This is a genomic window from Spirosoma harenae (genome assembly GCF_054776975.1).
Genome location: NZ_BAAHBD010000013.1, coordinates 264515 through 284700 on the forward strand (window position 1 = coordinate 264515; position 20186 = coordinate 284700).

The 20186-nt window shown below is 46.2% G+C and carries 23 protein-coding genes; 9 read left to right on the top strand and 14 right to left on the bottom strand.

What is annotated here, in order from left to right; all coding sequences use genetic code 11:
* Positions 1-66: 66 nt before the first annotated feature.
* The 8 genes from ACYVE4_RS19540 to arfB all read right to left on the bottom strand — a co-directional run bounded on the left by ACYVE4_RS19540 (position 67) and on the right by arfB (position 9401).
* The gene (locus tag ACYVE4_RS19540) at positions 67-1665 is read right to left on the bottom strand and encodes a RagB/SusD family nutrient uptake outer membrane protein (RefSeq protein WP_461041886.1); all 1599 of its coding nucleotides are present in this window, start codon (positions 1663-1665) and stop codon (positions 67-69) included.
* 27 nt (positions 1666-1692) lie between these two features.
* Complete coding sequence (locus ACYVE4_RS19545; RefSeq protein WP_461041887.1) at positions 1693-5187, bottom strand: SusC/RagA family TonB-linked outer membrane protein; 3495 nt, start codon at positions 5185-5187, stop codon at positions 1693-1695.
* A gap of 341 nt (positions 5188-5528) precedes the next feature.
* The gene (locus ACYVE4_RS19550; protein ID WP_461041888.1) at positions 5529-6536 is read right to left on the bottom strand and encodes a FecR family protein; all 1008 of its coding nucleotides are present in this window, start codon (positions 6534-6536) and stop codon (positions 5529-5531) included.
* 37 nt (positions 6537-6573) lie between these two features.
* Complete coding sequence (locus tag ACYVE4_RS19555) at positions 6574-7254, bottom strand: RNA polymerase sigma-70 factor (protein ID WP_461041889.1); 681 nt, start codon at positions 7252-7254, stop codon at positions 6574-6576.
* Positions 7255-7703: 449 nt separating this feature from the next.
* Entirely contained in the window at positions 7704-8249 is a 546-nt protein-coding gene (locus ACYVE4_RS19560; RefSeq protein WP_461041890.1) for a hypothetical protein, read from the bottom strand.
* 286 nt (positions 8250-8535) lie between these two features.
* On the bottom strand, positions 8536-8697 hold the full coding sequence (locus tag ACYVE4_RS19565; RefSeq protein WP_461041891.1) for a hypothetical protein: 162 nt from the start codon (positions 8695-8697) through the stop codon (positions 8536-8538).
* The gene (locus ACYVE4_RS19570; RefSeq protein WP_461041892.1) at positions 8678-8977 is read right to left on the bottom strand and encodes a BrnT family toxin; all 300 of its coding nucleotides are present in this window, start codon (positions 8975-8977) and stop codon (positions 8678-8680) included. The genes ACYVE4_RS19565 and ACYVE4_RS19570 overlap by 20 nt, the downstream gene beginning before the upstream one ends.
* A 22-nt stretch (positions 8978-8999) precedes the next feature.
* Positions 9000-9401, bottom strand: a complete 402-nt coding sequence (gene arfB / locus ACYVE4_RS19575; RefSeq protein ID WP_461041894.1) for an alternative ribosome rescue aminoacyl-tRNA hydrolase ArfB — start codon at positions 9399-9401, stop codon at positions 9000-9002.
* 98 nt (positions 9402-9499) lie between these two features.
* Here arfB and ACYVE4_RS19580 point away from each other — a divergent pair, with 98 nt between their 5' ends.
* From ACYVE4_RS19580 to ACYVE4_RS19600, 5 genes are read left to right on the top strand one after another with little or no spacing between them, the layout of a single operon-like run.
* Entirely contained in the window at positions 9500-9781 is a 282-nt protein-coding gene (locus tag ACYVE4_RS19580) for a hypothetical protein (protein WP_461041895.1), read from the top strand.
* Positions 9782-9839: 58 nt separating this feature from the next.
* The gene (locus tag ACYVE4_RS19585; RefSeq protein WP_461041896.1) at positions 9840-10202 is read left to right on the top strand and encodes a hypothetical protein; all 363 of its coding nucleotides are present in this window, start codon (positions 9840-9842) and stop codon (positions 10200-10202) included.
* 12 nt (positions 10203-10214) lie between these two features.
* On the top strand, positions 10215-10562 hold the full coding sequence (locus ACYVE4_RS19590; protein ID WP_461041898.1) for a hypothetical protein: 348 nt from the start codon (positions 10215-10217) through the stop codon (positions 10560-10562).
* Between the two features lie 52 nt (positions 10563-10614).
* Positions 10615-10971, top strand: a complete 357-nt coding sequence (locus ACYVE4_RS19595) for a hypothetical protein (protein WP_461041899.1) — start codon at positions 10615-10617, stop codon at positions 10969-10971.
* Positions 10968-11318: a hypothetical protein gene (locus ACYVE4_RS19600; protein WP_461041900.1), complete on the top strand. Its 351-nt coding sequence runs from the start codon at positions 10968-10970 to the stop codon at positions 11316-11318. Before ACYVE4_RS19595 ends, ACYVE4_RS19600 begins: the two co-directional genes overlap by 4 nt.
* A 27-nt stretch (positions 11319-11345) precedes the next feature.
* Here the strand turns inward: ACYVE4_RS19600 and ACYVE4_RS19605 are convergent, their stop codons facing one another.
* The 4 genes from ACYVE4_RS19605 to ACYVE4_RS19620 all read right to left on the bottom strand — a co-directional run bounded on the left by ACYVE4_RS19605 (position 11346) and on the right by ACYVE4_RS19620 (position 15061).
* Positions 11346-11984, bottom strand: coding sequence for a hypothetical protein (locus ACYVE4_RS19605; RefSeq protein WP_461041901.1), 639 nt, complete (start codon positions 11982-11984; stop codon positions 11346-11348).
* Positions 11985-12061: 77 nt separating this feature from the next.
* A complete protein-coding gene (locus tag ACYVE4_RS19610) occupies positions 12062-13303 on the bottom strand; it encodes an FG-GAP repeat domain-containing protein (RefSeq protein ID WP_461041902.1) in 1242 nt (413 codons plus the stop codon).
* Positions 13304-13345: 42 nt separating this feature from the next.
* Positions 13346-14200, bottom strand: coding sequence for an MBL fold metallo-hydrolase (locus ACYVE4_RS19615; RefSeq protein WP_461041903.1), 855 nt, complete (start codon positions 14198-14200; stop codon positions 13346-13348).
* A gap of 3 nt (positions 14201-14203) precedes the next feature.
* The gene (locus ACYVE4_RS19620; protein WP_461041904.1) at positions 14204-15061 is read right to left on the bottom strand and encodes an SDR family NAD(P)-dependent oxidoreductase; all 858 of its coding nucleotides are present in this window, start codon (positions 15059-15061) and stop codon (positions 14204-14206) included.
* Between the two features lie 168 nt (positions 15062-15229).
* Here ACYVE4_RS19620 and ACYVE4_RS19625 point away from each other — a divergent pair, with 168 nt between their 5' ends.
* Both ACYVE4_RS19625 and ACYVE4_RS19630 read left to right on the top strand, forming a co-directional pair.
* A complete protein-coding gene (locus ACYVE4_RS19625) occupies positions 15230-15796 on the top strand; it encodes a hypothetical protein (RefSeq protein WP_461041905.1) in 567 nt (188 codons plus the stop codon).
* Positions 15797-15920: 124 nt separating this feature from the next.
* Positions 15921-16400, top strand: coding sequence for a hypothetical protein (locus tag ACYVE4_RS19630; RefSeq protein ID WP_461041906.1), 480 nt, complete (start codon positions 15921-15923; stop codon positions 16398-16400).
* A 158-nt stretch (positions 16401-16558) separates the two neighbouring features.
* On the opposite strand, the gene ACYVE4_RS19635 is transcribed toward ACYVE4_RS19630, so the two are convergent.
* Complete coding sequence (locus tag ACYVE4_RS19635) at positions 16559-16930, bottom strand: hypothetical protein (protein ID WP_461041908.1); 372 nt, start codon at positions 16928-16930, stop codon at positions 16559-16561.
* 262 nt (positions 16931-17192) lie between these two features.
* Between ACYVE4_RS19635 and ACYVE4_RS19640 the strand changes: the two genes are divergently transcribed.
* Positions 17193-17597, top strand: coding sequence for a hypothetical protein (locus ACYVE4_RS19640; RefSeq protein WP_461041909.1), 405 nt, complete (start codon positions 17193-17195; stop codon positions 17595-17597).
* Between the two features lie 93 nt (positions 17598-17690).
* Positions 17691-18623: a homoserine kinase gene (locus ACYVE4_RS19645; protein ID WP_461041910.1), complete on the top strand. Its 933-nt coding sequence runs from the start codon at positions 17691-17693 to the stop codon at positions 18621-18623.
* Positions 18624-18700: 77 nt separating this feature from the next.
* Here ACYVE4_RS19645 and ACYVE4_RS19650 read toward each other — a convergent pair whose 3' ends face one another.
* Positions 18701-20011: a transglycosylase SLT domain-containing protein gene (locus ACYVE4_RS19650; protein WP_461041911.1), complete on the bottom strand. Its 1311-nt coding sequence runs from the start codon at positions 20009-20011 to the stop codon at positions 18701-18703.
* Positions 20012-20186: the final 175 nt, after the last annotated feature.

Below are 20186 nucleotides of genomic sequence, written 5' to 3' on the forward strand. Positions count from 1 at the left end.
AAAGAGGATACTTTGAGATCCTTCCTGTCGTCAGGATGACATAAATTCACCTTGAAGGGAAACACTTTACCAGCCCGGATTCTGCGAGAGTGTTGGTGTCAGGTTTCGTTCTTTTTGCGGAACGGGCCAAAGATAATGACGCGATTTATCAAACGTCCGATTGATGCCAACAACCTGTACTGTCGTAAGCTTTCCGTCGGCGGCTTTATAGGTAATTCCATAAACTGGCCCTGGCAATACCGTTTCGGCAGTTTTCCAGCGACGAATATCGAACAAGTGCTGTCCTTCAAAAGCCAACTCAACCGTCCGCTCCCGACGAACAATAGCCCGTAATTCAGCCTGGGTAGCGTTGCTGCTGATGGCTGGTTGCTTTACATCCGCCCGTCCATTCCGAACGGCATTGATGGCATTAATCACGCTCGCATCAAGCTGATTCAACTCAATTTTCGCTTCTGCATAGGTCAGCAGAATTTCAGCGTAACGGAGCAAAATGATGTTAATACCATTGTTTCCCGGATTGGCGTAATCGTCGGTATTGATGTACTTCTTCAGGTTGAAACCCGTCGTCGAGGCAATGTACGTGTTCCCAACGGCATCGGCGGTTCCGCTGTTCGGTTCAGGTCGGAAGGTAATACCGCTGGGCAATACATCGCCAGTCAGGAAAACAGAGAATTTGAGTCGTGGGTCACGATTGGCATATGGATTGGCTGGATCATAACCGCTTGTCGGGTCGGTAATGAGCTTACCTGATGTAGTTTCGTACATATCGACCAGCGGCTTTGTGGGAACGAAGTTGCTGTTGGAGCTTTTCTGGCTATACGGCCCCATGTAGGCAAACACGTTTACGGGATACGTGTCTTTAATAAACTGCCGATCTAAAATGACTTCCTTGTTGTTTTCAGCCGCGTAGGAAAACAACTTCTCATACGAATCATTCAACCCGTAAATACCAAGTTTGATTACCTGATCAGCCGCATCAGCTGCCTGCTGATAACGCCCAGCCAGCAAGTTGGCCCGCGCCCGAAGGCCAATAGCAGCTCCTTTCGTAAAACGCCCTTTGTCGACAGCCGTATAGGTTGCAGGCAACAGACCCGAAGCGTCGCTCAGTTCTTTATCCACAAAATCCCAGATTTGTGCCGCTGGCGTACGCACCAAAGCCCGACTTTCATCCAACGAAATAGCCGTAGTCACGAGCGGAACATCGCCAAATAAACTAGCCAGTTTCAGGTATTGATAAGCCCGGAGCGCCCGCGCTTCGCCTTTAAACTGATTGATCAGTGCCGTATTGGTCGATGGCACTTTATCGATATTTTCCAGCAGGTAATTGCACGCTCGAATCCCTTTATACGCTTTTGCCCATTCGCCGTAAATCCGCGAACTCGTAGCATCGTATTGCCCCAGTTCAACATAAGCGTGTAAGTCGAAGGGCTGATTGACGTGCCCGATGTCTGTCAGCGCATCCCAGCTGAAAATGTTGGTACTGTCGAGATCCGTGTAGAGCGAATTGGCTGCTAGCCGAGCGTCGTTTTCGGTTTTCCAGAATAAGCTTTCTGATAGCCGGTCGTTTGGAACCGTGTCCAGTAATTCCCTGTCGCAGGCAGTAAATGTAAGGCCAATACCAAGCGTCAGAAGAGTTAATTGTATTGTATGACGAATTGATTTCATGTGATTTCAGTCTGAAAAGTGGGCAGATTAGAAGTTCAGATTAAGGCCAAGCGTGTACAGCGACGTTTGCGGATAATACACCGCCCGACCTGAACCAACTTCGGGGTCCAGATTCCACTCATTCAATTTTGAAATGGTAAAAAGGTTAGTCGCCGACACATACGCCCGAATCCGATTCAATCGTACTTTGTTGGCGAGGGCGATTGGCAATGAATACGCCAATTGAATGTTTTTCAACCGGATATACGACCCATCGATGATCAAGCGGTCTGAGGTAGCCACGTTCCGCAAATCAAATTTCAGGGGCCGGGGAAAACGTGCTCCCGTATTGTCGGGTGTCCAGTAGTTATTCGTATAAATTGAGTGGGTAAACCCTTCCTGATTGCCCATTTCGGCCAGTGCACCCGCCAGACGCGTATCTACTTTGGCCGCTCCCTGAAACAACAAGCTCAGCTCAAAATTCTTGAAAGAGAAATTCGAGTTGATGCCAAACGTGAATTTGGGGAACGAGTTACCAATATTGGTCATATCATTGGCATCGATTTTTCCGTCGCCGTTGGCGTCGATGTATTTCACGTCACCCGGTTTGGTGTTGGCCGCATAGGTAGCTTTGTAGGCGTCAATTTCGGCCTGCGATTGAAATAGTCCTGCCGTTTTGTACCCCCACAGAGCATTGATTGGTAAGCCAACCGCAATGATGTATCGGGGGTCAATATCCGATCCTAACAGATACGGTCCCGTTCCTTTCAGATCGACGACTTTGTTCTCGTTGATGCTGAAATTACCGCCCAGATTATACTGGAATCCTGACGAGCTTTTCGCACCCCGATAATTCAGACTAAATTCCCAACCTTTGTTTTCAACCGAACCAGCATTTTGCGGTGGAGCCGTCAAACCCACCGTCGCCGGAATATCCAGATTCAGCAGAATATCACTAGTGAGTTTTCGGTAATAATCAACGGTCAGGTTTACACGTCCCCGCAGGAACGATGCGTCCAGACCTAAATCCAGTTGTGTCGTTGATTCCCAACCGAGATTCGTATTCGCCAGATTCGTTTGCCGATAGCCTTGCACAGCTGCTCCGTTGAAGTCATAACCGCTTGCTCTCAGCGATGCATAATAGCTGTACAGATCGACCGACTGATTACCCGTTATACCCCACGAACCACGCAGTTTCAGGTCACTAACGTTTTTTTGCAGACCTTCCCAAAACGCTTCTTTCGATAGCCGCCAGCCAGCCGAGAACGACGGAAAGAAACTATACTGTTTCTCGCCAGTAAACTTCGACGAGCCATCGTAACGGCCGTTCACTTCGACCAGATACTTCCCGTTGTAATCGTAGTTGACCCGTCCGAAATACGATCGTAAGCCATATACAGCATCGCTCCCCGTATTGCTCTTGGTACCATCGTTAGCGCCTTGTCCAATTGATTGAATGTCATTGTTGTAGAACCGTTCGCGGTAAGCGTTTAGAAATGTTTGTGTATTCCCGATCTGCGAATAGCCTAACAGTCCCTTGAAATTGTGATCGCCAACATTTTTGGTATACGTCAGTAAGCTAATCAAGGTGTACTCTCGCAAGGTATTCCGAACTTCATTCAGCGTATTGTTAGCGACCGTTTTAACGATACCGGTATTCTTGTCCGTATTCACATACGAATTGGCAAAGTTCTTCTCCTGGGTATAATAAGCCCGACCAGCCAGTTGAGTCGAGAACGTCAGTCCATCCACAATGTCCCATTCTCCCTTGACCGAACCGACCAGATAATCGGCAAATCGCTTGTTTAGCCCACTGATTTCGGAATACATAATCGGGTTATTTCCCTGCGTACTCAGCCCATAGGTACCATCCGCGTATTTCGGAACGGCCCACAGCGAACCGTGTAAAATGAAATTAATTGGGTCAATAGCAGGCGTTTGAGAATAATTGTAGCGATAATTCAGGTCAGCGTTGACACGTAATTTAGGCGAAATCGTATAATCCGTATTCAGCCGTATTTCGCCGATTTTACTATTATAATTCGTGATAATCCCGCCCTGATCCTGATAGCGTAAACTCAGCCGGGTACGCAACGCTTCCCCACCACCCGCTACGGATAGCGTATGGTTTTGCTGAGGTGCGGTTTGTAGAACGGTTTGAAACCAGGTGTTCGGGAGCGGGTATTTTTCGCGATCCGTAGCCGTTACATACGCCTGAATCGATTGCTCCGTAAATCGGGCGGGCAATGCTGAACCGGCATTTGTGTAGGCCGCCACCTGCATGCGCATGTAGTCCTCAATACCCATCATGTGTGGGGTGTTGATGGATTTCTGAATCGCGTAGTAGCCATTATAATCTACCTGAACTTTGCTACCTTTTGCCCGTTTGGTCGTTACCAGCACAACTCCATTCGTCGCCCTCGATCCGTAAATAGCCGTCGAAGCAGCATCTTTTAGAATAGAAATGGTTTCAATATCATCCGGGTTAATATCCTGCAAACGTTGCTCAATGCCATCGACAATCACCAACGCATCATTTTTAGTCATGTCATAACCACCTGAGCCATTGTTGGTTCCGGCTGTATTACTAATTCCATTGATATTGAAGGTTGTAATCCCGCGAACCCGGATGGCTGTCGTCGAACGGCCGGGTGATCCGCCCTGATCAAGTACGGTAACGCCCGGCAATTGCCCCTGCAATGATTGCTGAATGTTTGAAACCGGTCGCCGGGAAATTTCTTCGCTCCCAATTTGAGCTACGGAATTGGTCAAACTTTCGCGTTTCTGCGTACCATAACCAACAACCACGACTTCATCGAGCTGCTTATTATCCCCTGCCAATGTAACATCCAGTCGACTGCGATTATTTACCGCAATCTCCTGCGTAGTAAAGCCGATTCCTGAAAAAACCAGCACAGCATTAGCTGGTGCATCGATCGTGTACTTCCCGTCGGCATCGGTACTGGTTCCTTTAGTGGTATTCTTGACGACTACGTTGATCCCCGGCAACGTCTCGCCCGTCTGGCTTTTGACAGTACCTGTAATCGGGCCTGCCGCCACCTCCGTTCGAATACCCATCGCGGTCAAGGCAGCTGGCGTTTTTATCGGTGTATCGCTCGATGGATTCGTCTCTGAATTACTGGCTGGCTCTGCTAGCTGGCTATCGAGAAAAGCTACTTTTTTAGTCTTTTTCTCAGCCAGAATCAAATAAGAATTACTGTTTACTTTTTTGTAGCGTAAGCCCAATGGCCGTAGTAACGTCTCCAGATTTTTTTCAAGAGTCGAATTCAACTTGAGCTTCTCGGGCGACACCGAAATGCCATCTACCGTTCGCAACTCAAACATAATCTCAGCGCCATACTGCGTTTTCAGCTCGTTCAGCACATCCTTAAGTTGTCGGCTAACTACATTGGCCGGGGCAACCTGTTTTTGCTGAACATTACTAGCGAACACAACCGACTGCGACCAGCCTGGCCGAAGCCCAACCAGCAGCAACGTCGACAATAAAGCTATAGGCAAGGCTTTTCGTAACGGATTTATCATAAAAATGAGGGGTTAATAAGTTAGTGGTCCTGAAGCAGAAGTAGTTGAGTAATGGCAAGCAATTTTGGGTCAAACTAGCTTCGGCCTTGCGCCGTTAAAGCAGACAAAAACATAGTAGTATTGTTAATTGGTGGGCAAAGATGACTAAGCAAAAACCCTTTTCCAAGAAAAAGACAAAAAATTGATTATCAATTATTTACCAAATAGTCTATCGAGAAATACGGTTATTCATACGTTACCAGATTGATTTGATGGGATGCATTCATCGCAAAGATTCTGAGGAACAGGCGCTTGTCTTATAGCTATCCTATACACCTACGCCACAATACATACTCTGTCTGCTATTGATCCTTGATTTGCACCTGATTTCCCTGCCGAACCACGTTAATGTCCAATAATTCGGAAATGGATTGCAGAAGCTGATCAACGTTGTCGGCACGGAACGATCCCATCAATACGCGCTCGGCTAACGCCCGATCTTTGATAGACACCTGCAAACCGTAATTCTCCTCGAGCAGATAAGCCACCTCCTGCAATGTTGTTTCGTCGAACACAAACCGCTTCTCCTGCCAGGCCAGTTGCTGCTTTGGCTGACTGAGGGTTTTTAAGGCCATATGATTCTGCGGATCGAGCGTAACCAGATCGCCCGGCTTCATGATTACCTGTTTAGCCGTTTGGCCTTCCTGATACTGAAGCTGAACTTTACCTTTATTCAGCACCACTCTGGCCCCACGTTTCCGCGCAAAAACGGAGAACTCCGTACCTAATACAACCACATCAAATCGATTGGCCGTTTTCACCACAAACTTCTGCGCATCAGGCGTATGCGTTACAGAAAATACCGCTTCACCTGTAAGCAGGACTTCACGAGTGTTACGTCCAAAATTCCAGCGAGGAACCTGTAAGTTGGAATTCGCATTTAGGACAACCGTACTTCCATCACTCAACTGCAACGAATGGGTTTCTCCGAAAGCTGTCTGATAGGTTTTGTACAGGATTTGATTTCGAAAGACAAAACTGCCCAACCCTAGCACGAGTAAAATCGAAGCCGCTACCAGCCATTGTCGCCAATTCCGTCCATTCTCCAGCGGACGAACGATTGTATCGTCAGGCACGATTTCCTCTTCTGAATGTGGATTTTCGACCATAAATGTGCTGTAACGAAGAATTGCCTCTTCCGATTGGGCCCGGTATTGCGGATAGCGATTTTCCCATTCTTCCAGCCATACGTAGTACTGTTCTTCATTCGCTTTTTCCCGTAGCCATTGTGCAATCAACTCACGCTGAAGGGGTGACGACTTCCGGGCGAAATGGCTAAATATCAGATCCTTACTAATTTCAGCTTCCATGGCGTAGAGTAGTTTGCTTTTGATGAGACGTTCGTAATTAACAGAAGAAGCTTGCCAATACCACCAGCAGCCAATGATCCTTCAGCCCTTTCCGGACGATGCTCAATGCTTTGACGATGTGGACTTCAACAGTTTTAATGGAAATGCCTAATTCCGTCGCAATGTCCTGATACTTCTTTCCCTCGAATCGGCTGAGCAGAAACACTTTACGGCATTGTGGCGGTAAGGATTCAACCAAATCTTCGACTCGATGAAATACTTCCTCGAATTGAAAAACCTGATCAGGGCGCTGACTTACGGTTGTCTCCCGCGTCTCGGCATTTTCAATATCATCGAGTTCCTGAAATTCAAGTCGGAGGTAATTGTAGGCTTCGTTGCGAACGCTGCGGAACAGGTAGTACCGATAGGATGAGGTTACGCTTTCGTAGGCTTTGGTTTTCCAGAATCGGCAGAATACCTCACTGACTAAATCCTCAGCAGTTTCGCGGGAATAAACGAATCGTACAGCATGGCTACACAAAGCCTGATGGTAGCGACGAAACAGTAATTCACATCCCTTTTGCGGACTTTCAGCAAAGGCCCGCCGAATAAACAATTCCGAATCGTTATCGACAGATTTTTCGGGCGTTTGCTCGATAGCCTCGTCAAACAGCCGTTCGGGCGTACGATTTGCCGAATTCTGTTGATCAGCAGAAGTAGTCAGGGGACGAATGTGCATAGCCTGTGACAAATCGAGCGAGTCGTCAAAAAAGTCAGTCGTTTACTAGCAAGACAACTTCTGGCAAAAACCCCCTTAGTTGATTTTAAATTTTTCTAAAATAAAGTCAAAAATAGATATTCAAGAGCCTGATCAAACATGAGTTTTGGTAAAAGACGGACGGTAAACTAAAGGCCTCGAACTGGCTTCAAGCTATTAGATTCGAGGTGCAGCAATTGTCGTCGTGGGCTGCCCTATCCTATTCTAGCAATTGTTTCCCATTAGAGAGCTATCGTTCGGACTGATCAAAAATTGAGATTGTCTTGACGGGTTTACCCTAATCGGCGCTTCAATTTTACGTAGGCATTAATAGTGTTTAGAAAAGTGTAGAAAATCCATTCAAGCTGCTCAGGATGTTCAAGATTTTTAGTATGGTCTTTATTATGGCGTATGTCAAATTGATTTACAATTTAAAAAAAATCATTTGTGTCTTTTGAAGTAAAATAGCCATATTTAGTTAGTTCATCTCGAAGCGGCTCAAGTTCATAAGCCAATGCCTGACAAGCAGAACGCATATTTTCGATAGTTACAGGCTCCGTTGTAAATAAACGAATTGTGTGTTTAATCCGGTTATCAGATGCTTCATCACCTGTATCAATCCTCTGCTCCACGAGACCCACCATCGGCACTTTAGGCAAATCTCTCTCAACTTCATCAATACCAGATTCAGTAAGTGTAACACCTATGTAAGCCTTATTTCCCAGAGCAAAATTTGCAACCTTTTTATATTCTAGCCAGTATTTCTTCTCAACTAAAAAATCAACAATTCTTATGAATTCATTAATATCATCAGCGTAACAAAGAGGATAATCTATTACCGCTGTAAGCTTCATTTCGATAAAATCTTTACCACCTTTATCATAAATAAACTTCAGCAAATGCCTTGCCTTTTCTCTAAACTCTTTTGGATAAGGAACATTCTTTACATCATCAGAAATATATTGATCCGTGAGCAAAGGCGGCTCTTCTCCTTTCTCAAATGCATTTCTACATATTCCTGCTAATATCGGATGTATTATTCATCCTTATTCTGAAAGCTAATGGCTATACCAATCCCAATTTTAACTTTTCCAACGGCTACATGACTGTATGTAATATACATTTCCTCAATACTAGCTGGCTCTCCTAGCTGATAACCCGTAAGTAAGCAACGCCTGAATTCCATAATTAGCTCTGATTTGATTTTCTCGACATTCGACCTGTTGTAAAAGAATCCGGGAACCTGTTACAGTTCCCGGATTCCTATTTGACCAATACTTTGTTCTTCTCTCGACTCCGCTCCAACACTTCTTTCAGTGTCAGACGTGTAGTGTCTGGATAGCTTTCAAAATATTTCTGTTCTTCTTCTGATGCCTCAACCATTACACGTTTCGGCTTATCCGATTTATTTCCTTTGGCTTTCATACTCCTTTAGTTTGGTTTGCTTCGTTCGCCAAACATTAATCGGCCTGATTCGGTCGCCTGGCTGTCTCACTACGAAGATAACAGTAAGTACTTGATTTTGATTGCTCATACCACGAATTTCGTAGCGCTCTTCATCTGTTTTAGGATCACTGTAAGTTAACGTAACAATCTGGTTCGGATCAGCAAAAACACTTTCTATTTCCTCGACGTAGAAAATTCGGCCACTTTCCTGAACCTGTTTCAGTTTCGCCAAATTCCCATCGTCCCATTCAAACGTCATAGACTGTACTATTTCAGGATTTCTAATAATCGACTCGTTTCCGGCTAGTTTTCACATCGCTTTTGCGTTTTTTTCCAGCAATACGCTCTTCAATGGATGCTTTTGAAGGCTTTGTAGCTTTGCGAGGTTTAGGGATTTCGAACGCTTTTTCAATCAGTTTATAAAACTTCTGCGTCACCTTTTCCTTATTCGCTAATTGGGTACGTTCGGTCTGATGGGTCAAGACTAATTCACCCTCAGTGGTGAGTTTGGTAGCTAATTTTTCTTCCAGAATCGCTCGCTCTTCATCAGTCAACAAAGCCGAATTGCGTACGTCGAACCGCAGTTCGGCTTTCGTTGCGACTTTATTCACATTCTGACCACCCGCTCCCCCGCTGCGAGCAAACTGGTATTGAATTTCGGGCTGTAATCGGGTGGCATCCATAGGCAATCAATCGCAATAATGGGTGGTAAAACTTGTCTCTCTCCTGAACAATCTTTGGTAGAGTCGGTTCTTTTTTCAAAACTAATGGATTCAACGGTATGGCTAATCAAGATAAAACAATTGCCCCTGAAAGAGATCTCTCAGAATTGGGCGATATAACCAATACGCCCATTGCCGATATGGATGATACAACAGGCAGTAATGGCGGATCACCCAAAGATCGTTTCCTGGATGAGGCTGATGACGATGTTATAGAAAATGAATCTTTCGACGATTTTCAAAAACCTCATTCCAATGTAGCGAACTCGAATAGTACTGCCGATACCGGCGGAACGGGTGACGCTTATACGGCTCTATCCGCAGGAAGATCGCAATATTAAGCAGCTAAACAAACCTTGCTAAAGCGGGTTATTTCATTAACAACAAATCACCAAAATTATGGCTTCTCATGCACTGGATCAGCGACTGTTTGACTTGACAGGTAGCCTTACAGACGATCATAATTCGACGCTGAACTCGTCGCCCGACCGGGTTGAACTGATCGATGGCTGGCTAAAAGTCATCGAAGGTAACGAGCGTACGCAACAGATCGAAGGGAAATTAAAAGACCTGCGCGATCAATTAAAACTCAATCACCCTGATCCTGACCGCGTTCAGGAATTGCTGTTTAGCCTGGCCGAATACACTTCACAGGTAGCACAGGGATCGCACATGACGGAAGAAGTTTCCAGAGAATTGGAAAAATTGGCGATGACGCTGCGCCAGTTAGCTGGTTTACAAGTTGTTGATAGTCGAGAGTAAACAAACAACTATATGTTAGGAACGAATCAGTTGGAAGAGGGAATGCTTGATGACACCCTCCGTACATTTCGTAATAGCGATAATGATCTAATTTCTCCAGCAGAAGGCGTTAGGTTGATCGAGGGATGGCTGGAAGCGTTAACCGGCGACCCAAATATGGATCAGTTGAAAGGTCAGCTTGGCGAGTTGCGGACGGCATTGCAAGCTAATCAGCCAGATAGCCAATACGTACGGGATTTGCTCAACAGTCTGGCCGATAAAGCACAAGCGATTGCCGAAGACGAAAACTCGGAAGGCACCTGGACGGGCGGCCTGGAAAGTTTGTCAAAGATTTTACGCAGTGCGGCCAATAACCAATAAAAAGCCCTCATTTAATCAATCACAACACGAAACGTAATTCACTACATACACCATGGAAGGAATTGGAACTACACTTGAACACCGAATGCTGACGGATACATTAGGCGCATTCGGAACGGGTCATCATGTTACACTTACTCCCGAGCAGGGAATTTTATTACTTGAGGGATGGCTTAACGCGCTTCCCGGCGATGTAGGAGCCGAACGAGTTCTGGCCGAAGTCGAAACTCTTCGTGACCACCTGAAAACAGGTAATTACGACGGTGAGAAAATTCGGCACTTACTGCTCAGCATGGCCAGCCATACGCTCACTCTCTCACATGAACCTTCTGTCGATGAAACGACAGCCGGACAACTTCGGCAATTAGCAAATGCCTTACGGAACTTCACTAGCCAGATAACGCTATGATTACACATGCAGAATCGACTACCTTACTTGACTCAACAATGGATGTCCTGGAAAGCGATCTGAACCAGGAAAGCTCTCAAAGCGGAAAGGAAGTTATTGACGAGTGGCTTGCGCAGCTAAATCAGGCCGAAAATGCAACCGAAATCGTCGATACGCTGGAAAAGGTTAAAAATCAGGTAGCTAGCAAAGAGGCAGATACGAAGCAGTTAAGCGACCTCCTGAACACGCTGGCTACGCAGACAGTGGAATTTAGCACACGAATGGGCTCTGAAGGCGACATTGCTCCCCGGCTGGAAGGATTAGCTTCGGCGCTACGCACGATTGCCGGCCAACTAAATCACGCCTAATTCTACTCAGTTATAGTCCAGGCTCGTCTACCTTTTTTCCACGGCTTTCCGTAACGATTGCCAGGATTGATGCAGAAGAGTCTGGATTTTTTGCCAATCGGCCTCGGTTATTGCTTCTCCTTTCTGGTCGCGAAATAACATTGCATCGGTACGCAATTGGGCATATTCGATACAATCCCCTACAGAAATCTGATACATATCAGCAACGGTTTGCGCCTGTAAATTAGCCCATTCCATGGGTGGATGCTTTTCGCGTTCTCGTCGAATAATCCACCACTCCAATTCATTTCGAGCTGTTTGTGGTACATCCAACGATTGATTGCCAAGTTTAGCAATAGCGGCATAAAACGCTTCCAGATCGGGTAAGGCTCTATTGTAATCAGCTCTCCCTTTTCCATCTTTGAAAATGAACGCAGCCTTCGCGGCATGATAGGCAATCACGAACGAACGCCAGAACGGCGCATGCACCTGCGTCCGAATCAATTCAGCCGACTGCCAGAATAGTTTTGCGGGTTTGCGTTCGTAATAAGAGCGCCACATATCAGCATCCAACCGCGCGACTTCAGCAGGGTCAAAACGGCGTAAATCGGCGTGTCTTGGTATCAGCAGATCGACCAGAATCCAAACGCCTAAAAGGATTGTTGCGGGGATTAAGTAGCGTTTCATTGGTAAGGCAGTTCACTAAGCCACCCTCTATACATTCGTAGTCTGATTCTGGATTTACGTACTACTCAATTAGCCTGTTATGGCTTTAATTGATTCCAATAGATCAATACGTTAAGTGTTGCCCGGCCGGATGCAATGATATCTAAATCGCCATCACCATCCAGATCGGCCGCTTGAATATCTTCACAAGCCATTCGGACGCTATCATCCAGCGCATACCCTTGCATATTATCATTTTCCTGCGGCTTGTAGAGCCGAACCCCTACTTTCTTATCTGCATTTGGATTGCGCCAACCCGCCACAATCTGATCGCTGCCTACCCCTAAGAAATCACCACAGACCAGCGCATGTCCTTGACTCAATATGTCTGTAACTAATGTAATTTCTTTATCATCAGTAAGTTTTCGAGGCTTCTGAAATGAATAAAAACCCGTTTCGAACTGAAGTAGATTGCCATGCATGGGCTGGATCGTAGCAATCCGTTTGCCTTTGTCCATCCGTCGGATTTCGCCAATACCATCAACATTCTTGCTCAACATAGGCAATGCATTTCGGACTGATTCATCGTCGACAGTTTGCCACTTCGTTTTTTGCCATTCAAAAATTTGTCCGCCTTCTTTGCCGGCAATTACGAGCCCGGTTGCTGATCCATTTTCGCCATCTTCCCAAATCTCAAAATTGTGCGTGAGGTGCATAGTTGAATCAATCAGGTGCCGCTTCCAGGCCGTGCGTGGATTTTTAGGGAATGCGTACCCCCAAACGCGTACTCCTTTTCCTTCGCCATTTTTATTACCTAACCCATGCAAAGGCAGAACAATCAGCTGATAATCAGATTTTCCGACTTTCGCCCAACGCATTCGGTGTGTGGTCACTTCGTGTGGCAATCGTACGGCTTCCCATTTTTGCGTTGGGTCCTGCGGGCGAATGAGATAAAAAACCGCTCCGGATTTCGTACTATCACTTGTCTCAGCGGGATTCCAACCTGCGCCAACGGCTACTTCCACCCGTCCATCGCCATCTAAATCGCGGGCGGCAATACAGACATTATCCTGCGGTGTCAGATTGGCCGCCATCACGTAGCGTTTCCAGGGAGACGTTTTATCGCCGGGATTTTTATACCAGACAAACTCTTTCTGATCAGCTAAAAGAATATCCAATTTCTTGTCACCATCGACATCACCAATCGCCAAGCCGTAGCCAATAGCAATTTGATTGTCAACCACCTGCAGTTTAAAATTCAACTTTTTCAGACTGGCCGAATCCGTTTGAGCCAGCAACGGCGACGTAATGAGCAGGCAACCAATCAGGACGTTTTTCATAATCATAGTAGCTTACTAATGAAAGCGGCTTAAATACCGCTTCTACCGACTTATTGTTATGCCTTCCCCTAATTGCATGACCCGATAAGGCGTACCATATTGCTCGCAGGCTTTTACAAAATCGGCGGGATCGGCCGTATTAAATTCAAACAGATCGTAATGGTGCGGAATCACGAGTTTAGCCCCAATTTCCACACCCAATCTGGCGGCTTCGTCGGCATTCAGATTCCCGGCTACACGCCGTTCCGGTTTATTTCCATTGATCGGTAGAAACGCTACATCGACGGCAAACGGTCGCAAAATATCGACCATGCTATCGTACCAGAGCGTATCTCCCGAATGATAGACTCGATACGGCCCAATTTCCACAACATAACCCATAAACCTGCAACGACCTTCGGCATCGCGCTCCAGTTCGTTATGAGCCGCCGGAACACCATGAAAGACGAATCCATCGACCGTAGCCGATTGCCCGTCGGTTAAACCAACAGGCCAGGTAAGGTCAGTTTTTAATCGGTCCGCAATGAATGCCCGATTCGCTTCGGGCATTACAAACTGGATTTGAGAATTAGTAGTGATCAGAGGTAACAGGGTTTCCGAATCCAGATGATCGGTGTGATTATGACTGGAGGTTACGACATCAATCATCGATAATTGCGCCGGATCAATTACTAACTCTGAAATGCGAACGTGTGGCTTATCGGAATTGGCGTATTTCTTTGATAACGAATCGGATAAATACGGATCGAAAAGTAAATGTTTGCCATTGTACTGTAATAAAAATCCGCTCTGGCCTAGCCACCAAATATGAAGCTTATCCAACTGACTAGTAGCTGCTTCAATATCTGCCAGTAAGGCTTCATCTTTTTGAAAGGCGGGTTTTAATAAGGTTTGCATACGTTATTTCTGTTGAGTTAATCCACTGATTCGTCCCATAATCCAGTCGACAAGTCGATCCGATAATCGAGGAACTAGCCAGCCAGTAAACTTATTCGGTACAATTGCATATCGGATTCGGGGCGAAGCGGTTTCGTAAATATCGACGATCCGCTTACCAACATAATCAATAGAAAAGCCTGTTGCTTCAGACTCGTCTACCTGCTTCATAAACCACTGAATTGCCGGATAGTACGGCGTATGTTGGTACGGACTCATATCGGTTCCTTTTCCCCAAATCGGTGTTTTAACGGCTCCCGGCCCCACAATCACTACCTTGATTCCGAAAAGCCTAAGTTCTCTGCGCAAACTATGCGAAATACCCTCTACCGCGTGTTTTGAGCCTACATAAGCACTCATAAAGGGAATCGCCAATTGCCCGTTGACCGAGCTAATGTTCAAAATGCGCCCTGGCTCAACTGGATGATTCTCCTGAGCACCCAGTAAAGGCAGAAACGCTTGTGTAACCTGTACTAACCCAATGACATTTACCTCAAAATGCTGTCGAAATGTAGAAATCGGCTGATATTGAACTGGCCCGCCTATAGCAGTACCGGCATTATTGATCAGTCCACCTAAACCGCTTCCTTTCAGACGTTGCGTCAGTTGCTCAGCCGTTTTAGTTACAGCTTCAGCATCGGTCACGTCGAATACAAGTGGCTCAAACAGAGGGCCAAACTCAACCCGTAGCCGTTCGGCGTCAACCTGATTACGGACGCTGCCAAAAACGGTATACCCACGACCAATAAACTGTTTCGCAGCACCATAGCCAATGCCGGTTGATACACCTGTAATCAGAACGTTTTTACTAACAGATTTCATAGCGTAAACATACCCATAATCCCCTTCAACAATCATCTAAAATCTGACGTTATATTTAAAGAGTGAAATCGGACCGCCAAAGCGGAGCGAATGAGTGAAAATTTGTGTTAATCATTCGCTCTTTCATCGCTCCGGCGGCCCGGTCATTCACTCTTTTACTCATTGATTATGCAGGACATAGAACCTTTCTACGGCTGGGAGAAATATTATACGGCTTCGGAAGATGAGCAATCGCCGTTCTACGAACGGGAGTATAATATGCAGCAGTACGAAAACACGATATACGGCTATTATATCCATCCGCTCTGGGATGAAATTGGCTCGGAGACGCTGTATTGCAAGATCCTTTTCGCCAATTACGATCGGCAATTTGTTGTCATCGAACTCTTTGGTGAGTGGAACGATACACTCCATAACGACATCATGTACCTAAAGCGGCAGGTTATTGATCCACTCATTCAGCAAGGCATCAAATATTTTATTCTGATTGCCGAGAACATTCTCAACTTCCACGGTTCTGACGATAGTTATTATGAGGAATGGTTTGAGGATGTGGAAGATGGCTGGATTTCGGCTATTCATTCGCCGGAGTTTATCGAGCAGGAGTGGAAAAAGTATCACCTCGATTATTACATCAACTTCGGTGGTACACTCGACATCGGTAACTGGCGCACCCTAAAACCGGCTGGTCTGTTCGACTTGGTAAACAATCTGATTGTCCGGCGATTGGGGTAGATCAGCAAACAGAATTTCAACCATCCTAACAGTTCTTTTTACCCTTCTTCCTTTTTCTTTTTGGTTTTCCTGATGATTCTAGTCAACTTTCGATTGTTACCAACGCCCACAAGTAATCACTATTATGGATCCTAACGAAAAGTCCAGCGCTACCGAACAGGCGCAGGCTGCTAAAGCAACAGCCGCCGAAAAACTGGAAGCTTTTAAAATAGAAGCTAATCAGCACTTGAACTCAGCCGCAGCCCAGCTCGATGAGCTAAAAGACAAGCTGGTTGCCCAGGCGCAGGAGTTTGGAAAAGACATTGATATAGAAGGTCTGAAAGCAAAAGCGACCGAACATTTTGAAGCAGCAAAAGCCTCTACGGCTGAGAATCTGGCCAATTTACAAGCGCAGGCCGAAACCGTTTTTTCGGCAGCAGCTGCCAAAGCCGACGAATTATCAGATGTAGCCGAAGATAAATTCGACGAATTTAAAGCCGATGCCGCTGTACAGCTCGACGCTGCTCAGGCCAAATTAGATGAACTAAAAGCCGAAGCAGCCCTCCAGATCGAAGTAGCCAAGGAAAAGGCGAAAAGTGTTTGGAATCAACTATTTAGTGAATAACCAACTTATTTGTTTGTTCTTCTGAACGAACTGAAGAACCTCACAATTCCCTCATAGTCAAGCTTGAGATTCTTCACATCGTTTAGAAGGACAAATACTTTAATCAAAAAGCCAGATCCTGAAAAGGATCTGGCTTTTTGATTAAAGTACTTCCTCAATTAATGAGGTCTGGGAGGTTTTGGATGAGCTGTACCACTTTGCGGTGGAGTAGCAGTGCCACTGTGCGGTGGGCCTGGAGGAGGGCCGCCAGGACCGCCTGTTCCACTATGCGGAGGAGTACCTGTTCCATTTTGAGGTGGTGTAGCCGTCCCGCTATGTGGTGGCCCTGCTTTCGGACCGCCAGGACCACCCGTTCCGCTATGTGGGTGAGAATCAGTTCCTGAATGTGGGCCAGTAGCTGTACCACTGGTCGTAGCGCCTGCCCGCGCCGATGCGTCAGACGAATCTGGAGAAAGGTCAGAGCTTTTCGTACAGGCGTATCCTACCAGTAAAGCGGCAATCACACAACCTGTTGCAATCAATTTCTTCATTGGATTATTGTTTAGGCAAATCGGTTTGTTGGTTTTAAAAAGCCATACGCCGACATACCCAAAAGCGTGGCATTTTTAATAGAAAATTAACCTCGCAACTATTCCTTACAAATCATTGATAATCAACAAAATCTATCAACCTTATATAAGTAATTATCCTCATATCTATAAGCAACTTATAACTATTTGTATCCGAGTAAATTAGTAGGTATCCTCCAACTATTTATTGCCTTTACGGGTCATATAAAGAAACAACACAGCTATGAACTATCTCATTTCGTTATTTCTGATGGTATCCATGATTACTTGTCACTCTAATTCTGACGTACAACCCGTTCGTGGACAAGGATTGGCCGGAACGTGGCTATTGTATGAAACAGGGTATTCGCCGGGCGCTGGTTATATTGTCGACAAGGTTCCAACGTCTCCCCAGCAAACATTGACTTTCACTGCTGATGGTAAGATTCAGGCGCAGGGTGATAAATTAAAAAGCTACCAATCTTATACCCAGTTTAGCCTGGATTCGACTGCCAACGGAGTTCATATCCGTTACGCTCCTACCAATAATGCTACTTATTTCGAGCGGGTTACGGTGCGCAACGACACGCTTACCTTATCTCCTCCTTGTATTGAAGGCTGCCATTCTGCTTTCATACGAATAAAATAAGGGTAATACATCTCGCTTCGGCATCAGTGGTTCAGCAAACTTGATTTCCAGGCTGAATGCTTACCTTTGCGCTTTGTTTTCCCTTCTTTTATCGTGGATTCTATTCGTGTGTTTGCTCCCGCTACTGTTGCCAATGTAGCTTGTGGGTTTGATATTTTTGGGTTTGCTGTCGATAATCCCGGCGATCAGGTTATTCTGACAACCAGCGAGGAACCTGGCGTTCGAATCACCGACATTATTGGTGATGAAGGCCGTTTACCACGTGAAGCAGGTCGAAATACAGCGGGTATCGCTATTCAAACTTATCTTAAACAGATCAATCGGCTCGATCTAGGTCTCGATATTGTCCTGCATAAACAGATGCCCCTTGGGAGTGGTCTGGGTTCCAGTGCTGCCAGCGCTGTAGCGGGTGTATTTGCCGTGAACGAACTACTGGGCCGTCCATTGCCGACGATGAAATTGTTACCTTTTGCGATGGAAGGCGAACGCATTGCCTGCGGATCGGCCCATGCCGATAATGTAGGTCCATCGTTGCTGGGTGGTTTTGTTGTGGTTCGAAGTTATCAGCCGCTGGATGTTATTCGCATCGAAACGCCAGCCAGTTTATACTGCACGCTTGTGCATCCGGATATTGAGGTCAATACGAAAGATGCCCGATTTATTCTCAAGAATGAAGTATCGCTAAAAAATACCATCACCCAGATGGGCAATGTAGCGGGCCTTATTGCGGGTCTGATGACTCCAGACTACGATCTCATTAGCCGTTCACTGGTTGACGTGATTATCGAACCAGTCCGATCGATTCTTATTCCGGAATTTAACGAAGTCAAACACGCAGCATTAGATAACGGCGCTTTGGGATGTAGCATTTCTGGATCAGGTCCTTCGATGTTCGCCCTCAGCCGCGATGCCCAAACCGCCGAGCAGATCGGAGCCGCCATGCAGCAGGCGTTCCTGTCGGTTGGTATCACCAGTGAAGCCTACGTCTCCGAAATCAACAAGCAGGGGCCGAAGGTAATTAATTAGTGATGAGTGATGAACGATAAGTGATGAGTTTGCTGACGCTAACAAACTCATCACTTATCGTTCATCACTCATCGTTATCAAAGTGCTTCCCACGTCAATCGCCAGCCTTCTAAGCGGAAGGGATTTGTAACACCGGGTTGCCGGGGTTGGCCGGTAGCCACCAAACTAATGGGGATTGACTCCTGCGTCTGAGATACGGTCATTCGTTCGGTGCGCAGGAAGACTTTTCCAGAACCGGGGTCGATGACGTCAATATGCGCCTGGATCATATCGCCAACCACGAATGTACGTCCATTGATTGTTACCGGCTGCACTACCTGAAATATGCATAACTGCCCTTCAGCTAAAGGGCCTTCACTCAAGCTTCGAGTTACTAGCTGAATTACTGGTGACGTAGGTTCAGCAGGTATTACGGGCTCAGCCTTTGTGAGCAGTTCTGACTTCTCCGGGGTTACTCCCGTTTTGGATTCGGGTTCATCGTCCGTGAGTAAGACAACAGTCGTTGTCGAATCCGTTACGAATGCAAGACTGGTATCCTGACCGGCCGTCAACTTCTCAAACGCTTTTTCATCCATATCGAACGAAGCCAGAATATCCGCTCGTTCGGTTGATGCAATTGGCTCAGTTCGTTCACTTAGTGCGGCAAGGTGTCGGCTATTTAACCGATCACTGTAGGCTTGTGGGCGGGTAAGCAATTCTTTGATCGCAACTGTTTGGTATAAATAAGCTTTGGTTTCAGCAGCCCGATAAGGTAATGCCATCGGATGAACGTCAGGATGCTGACGTGATAATTGCTGAATATAGTTTGGCCCAGCATTGTAAGCCGTTGCGACTAACATCCAATTGCCCAACTGGTCATACAATTCATTGATGTATCGACAGGCCGCGTGTGTTGCTTTTACCAGATTAAACCGATCATCGTGCCGACGTGATACGCTAAGACCAAGCGACTGAGCCGTTTGTGGCATCAATTGCCAGAAACCGGCAGCCCCTTTCCGCGAAACAGCCCGATTCATTACTGCACTCTCGAGCAGGGGCAAAAATTTAAAATCTGACGGAATTCGATATTGCTTTAGAATGGGTTCGATAAGTGGAAAAACAACCGAAGCCCGACGCTTTAACACGGTTAAATCGCTGGCAAATGAAGCCTGCTGATTGAGCGTACGAATCCAGCGTTGAACTATGGCAGGATGATTGGTTGGGACTGTTTCGCCACAGAAATGAACCGGGACTTCTTCCAGAAGTTTATGGGTTCGTTGCTCAGCTAGTGCCTTGACGGGTGCGGCCACATGCAGGGCCAGAAGCTGATTTGATTGAGCGATCGCCGATACGGAGACGAGTAATGAGCAGCCAATGCCAGCCGCAACAAGTCGGTACAGTTTTGTCATTAACAACAGTGAGTTACGGTGGTTACCTACTCCGCCATTCGACCTGAATGGCACTCGATACTAAAGCGGCTTCGCACTCCTCTGTGTTACTTCAACCCTACCAATTCAATAGCCGCACTCTGAAATTCTTTACTGAACTACACTTACTTTTTCGCTAAAAGACCGTTATACTTTC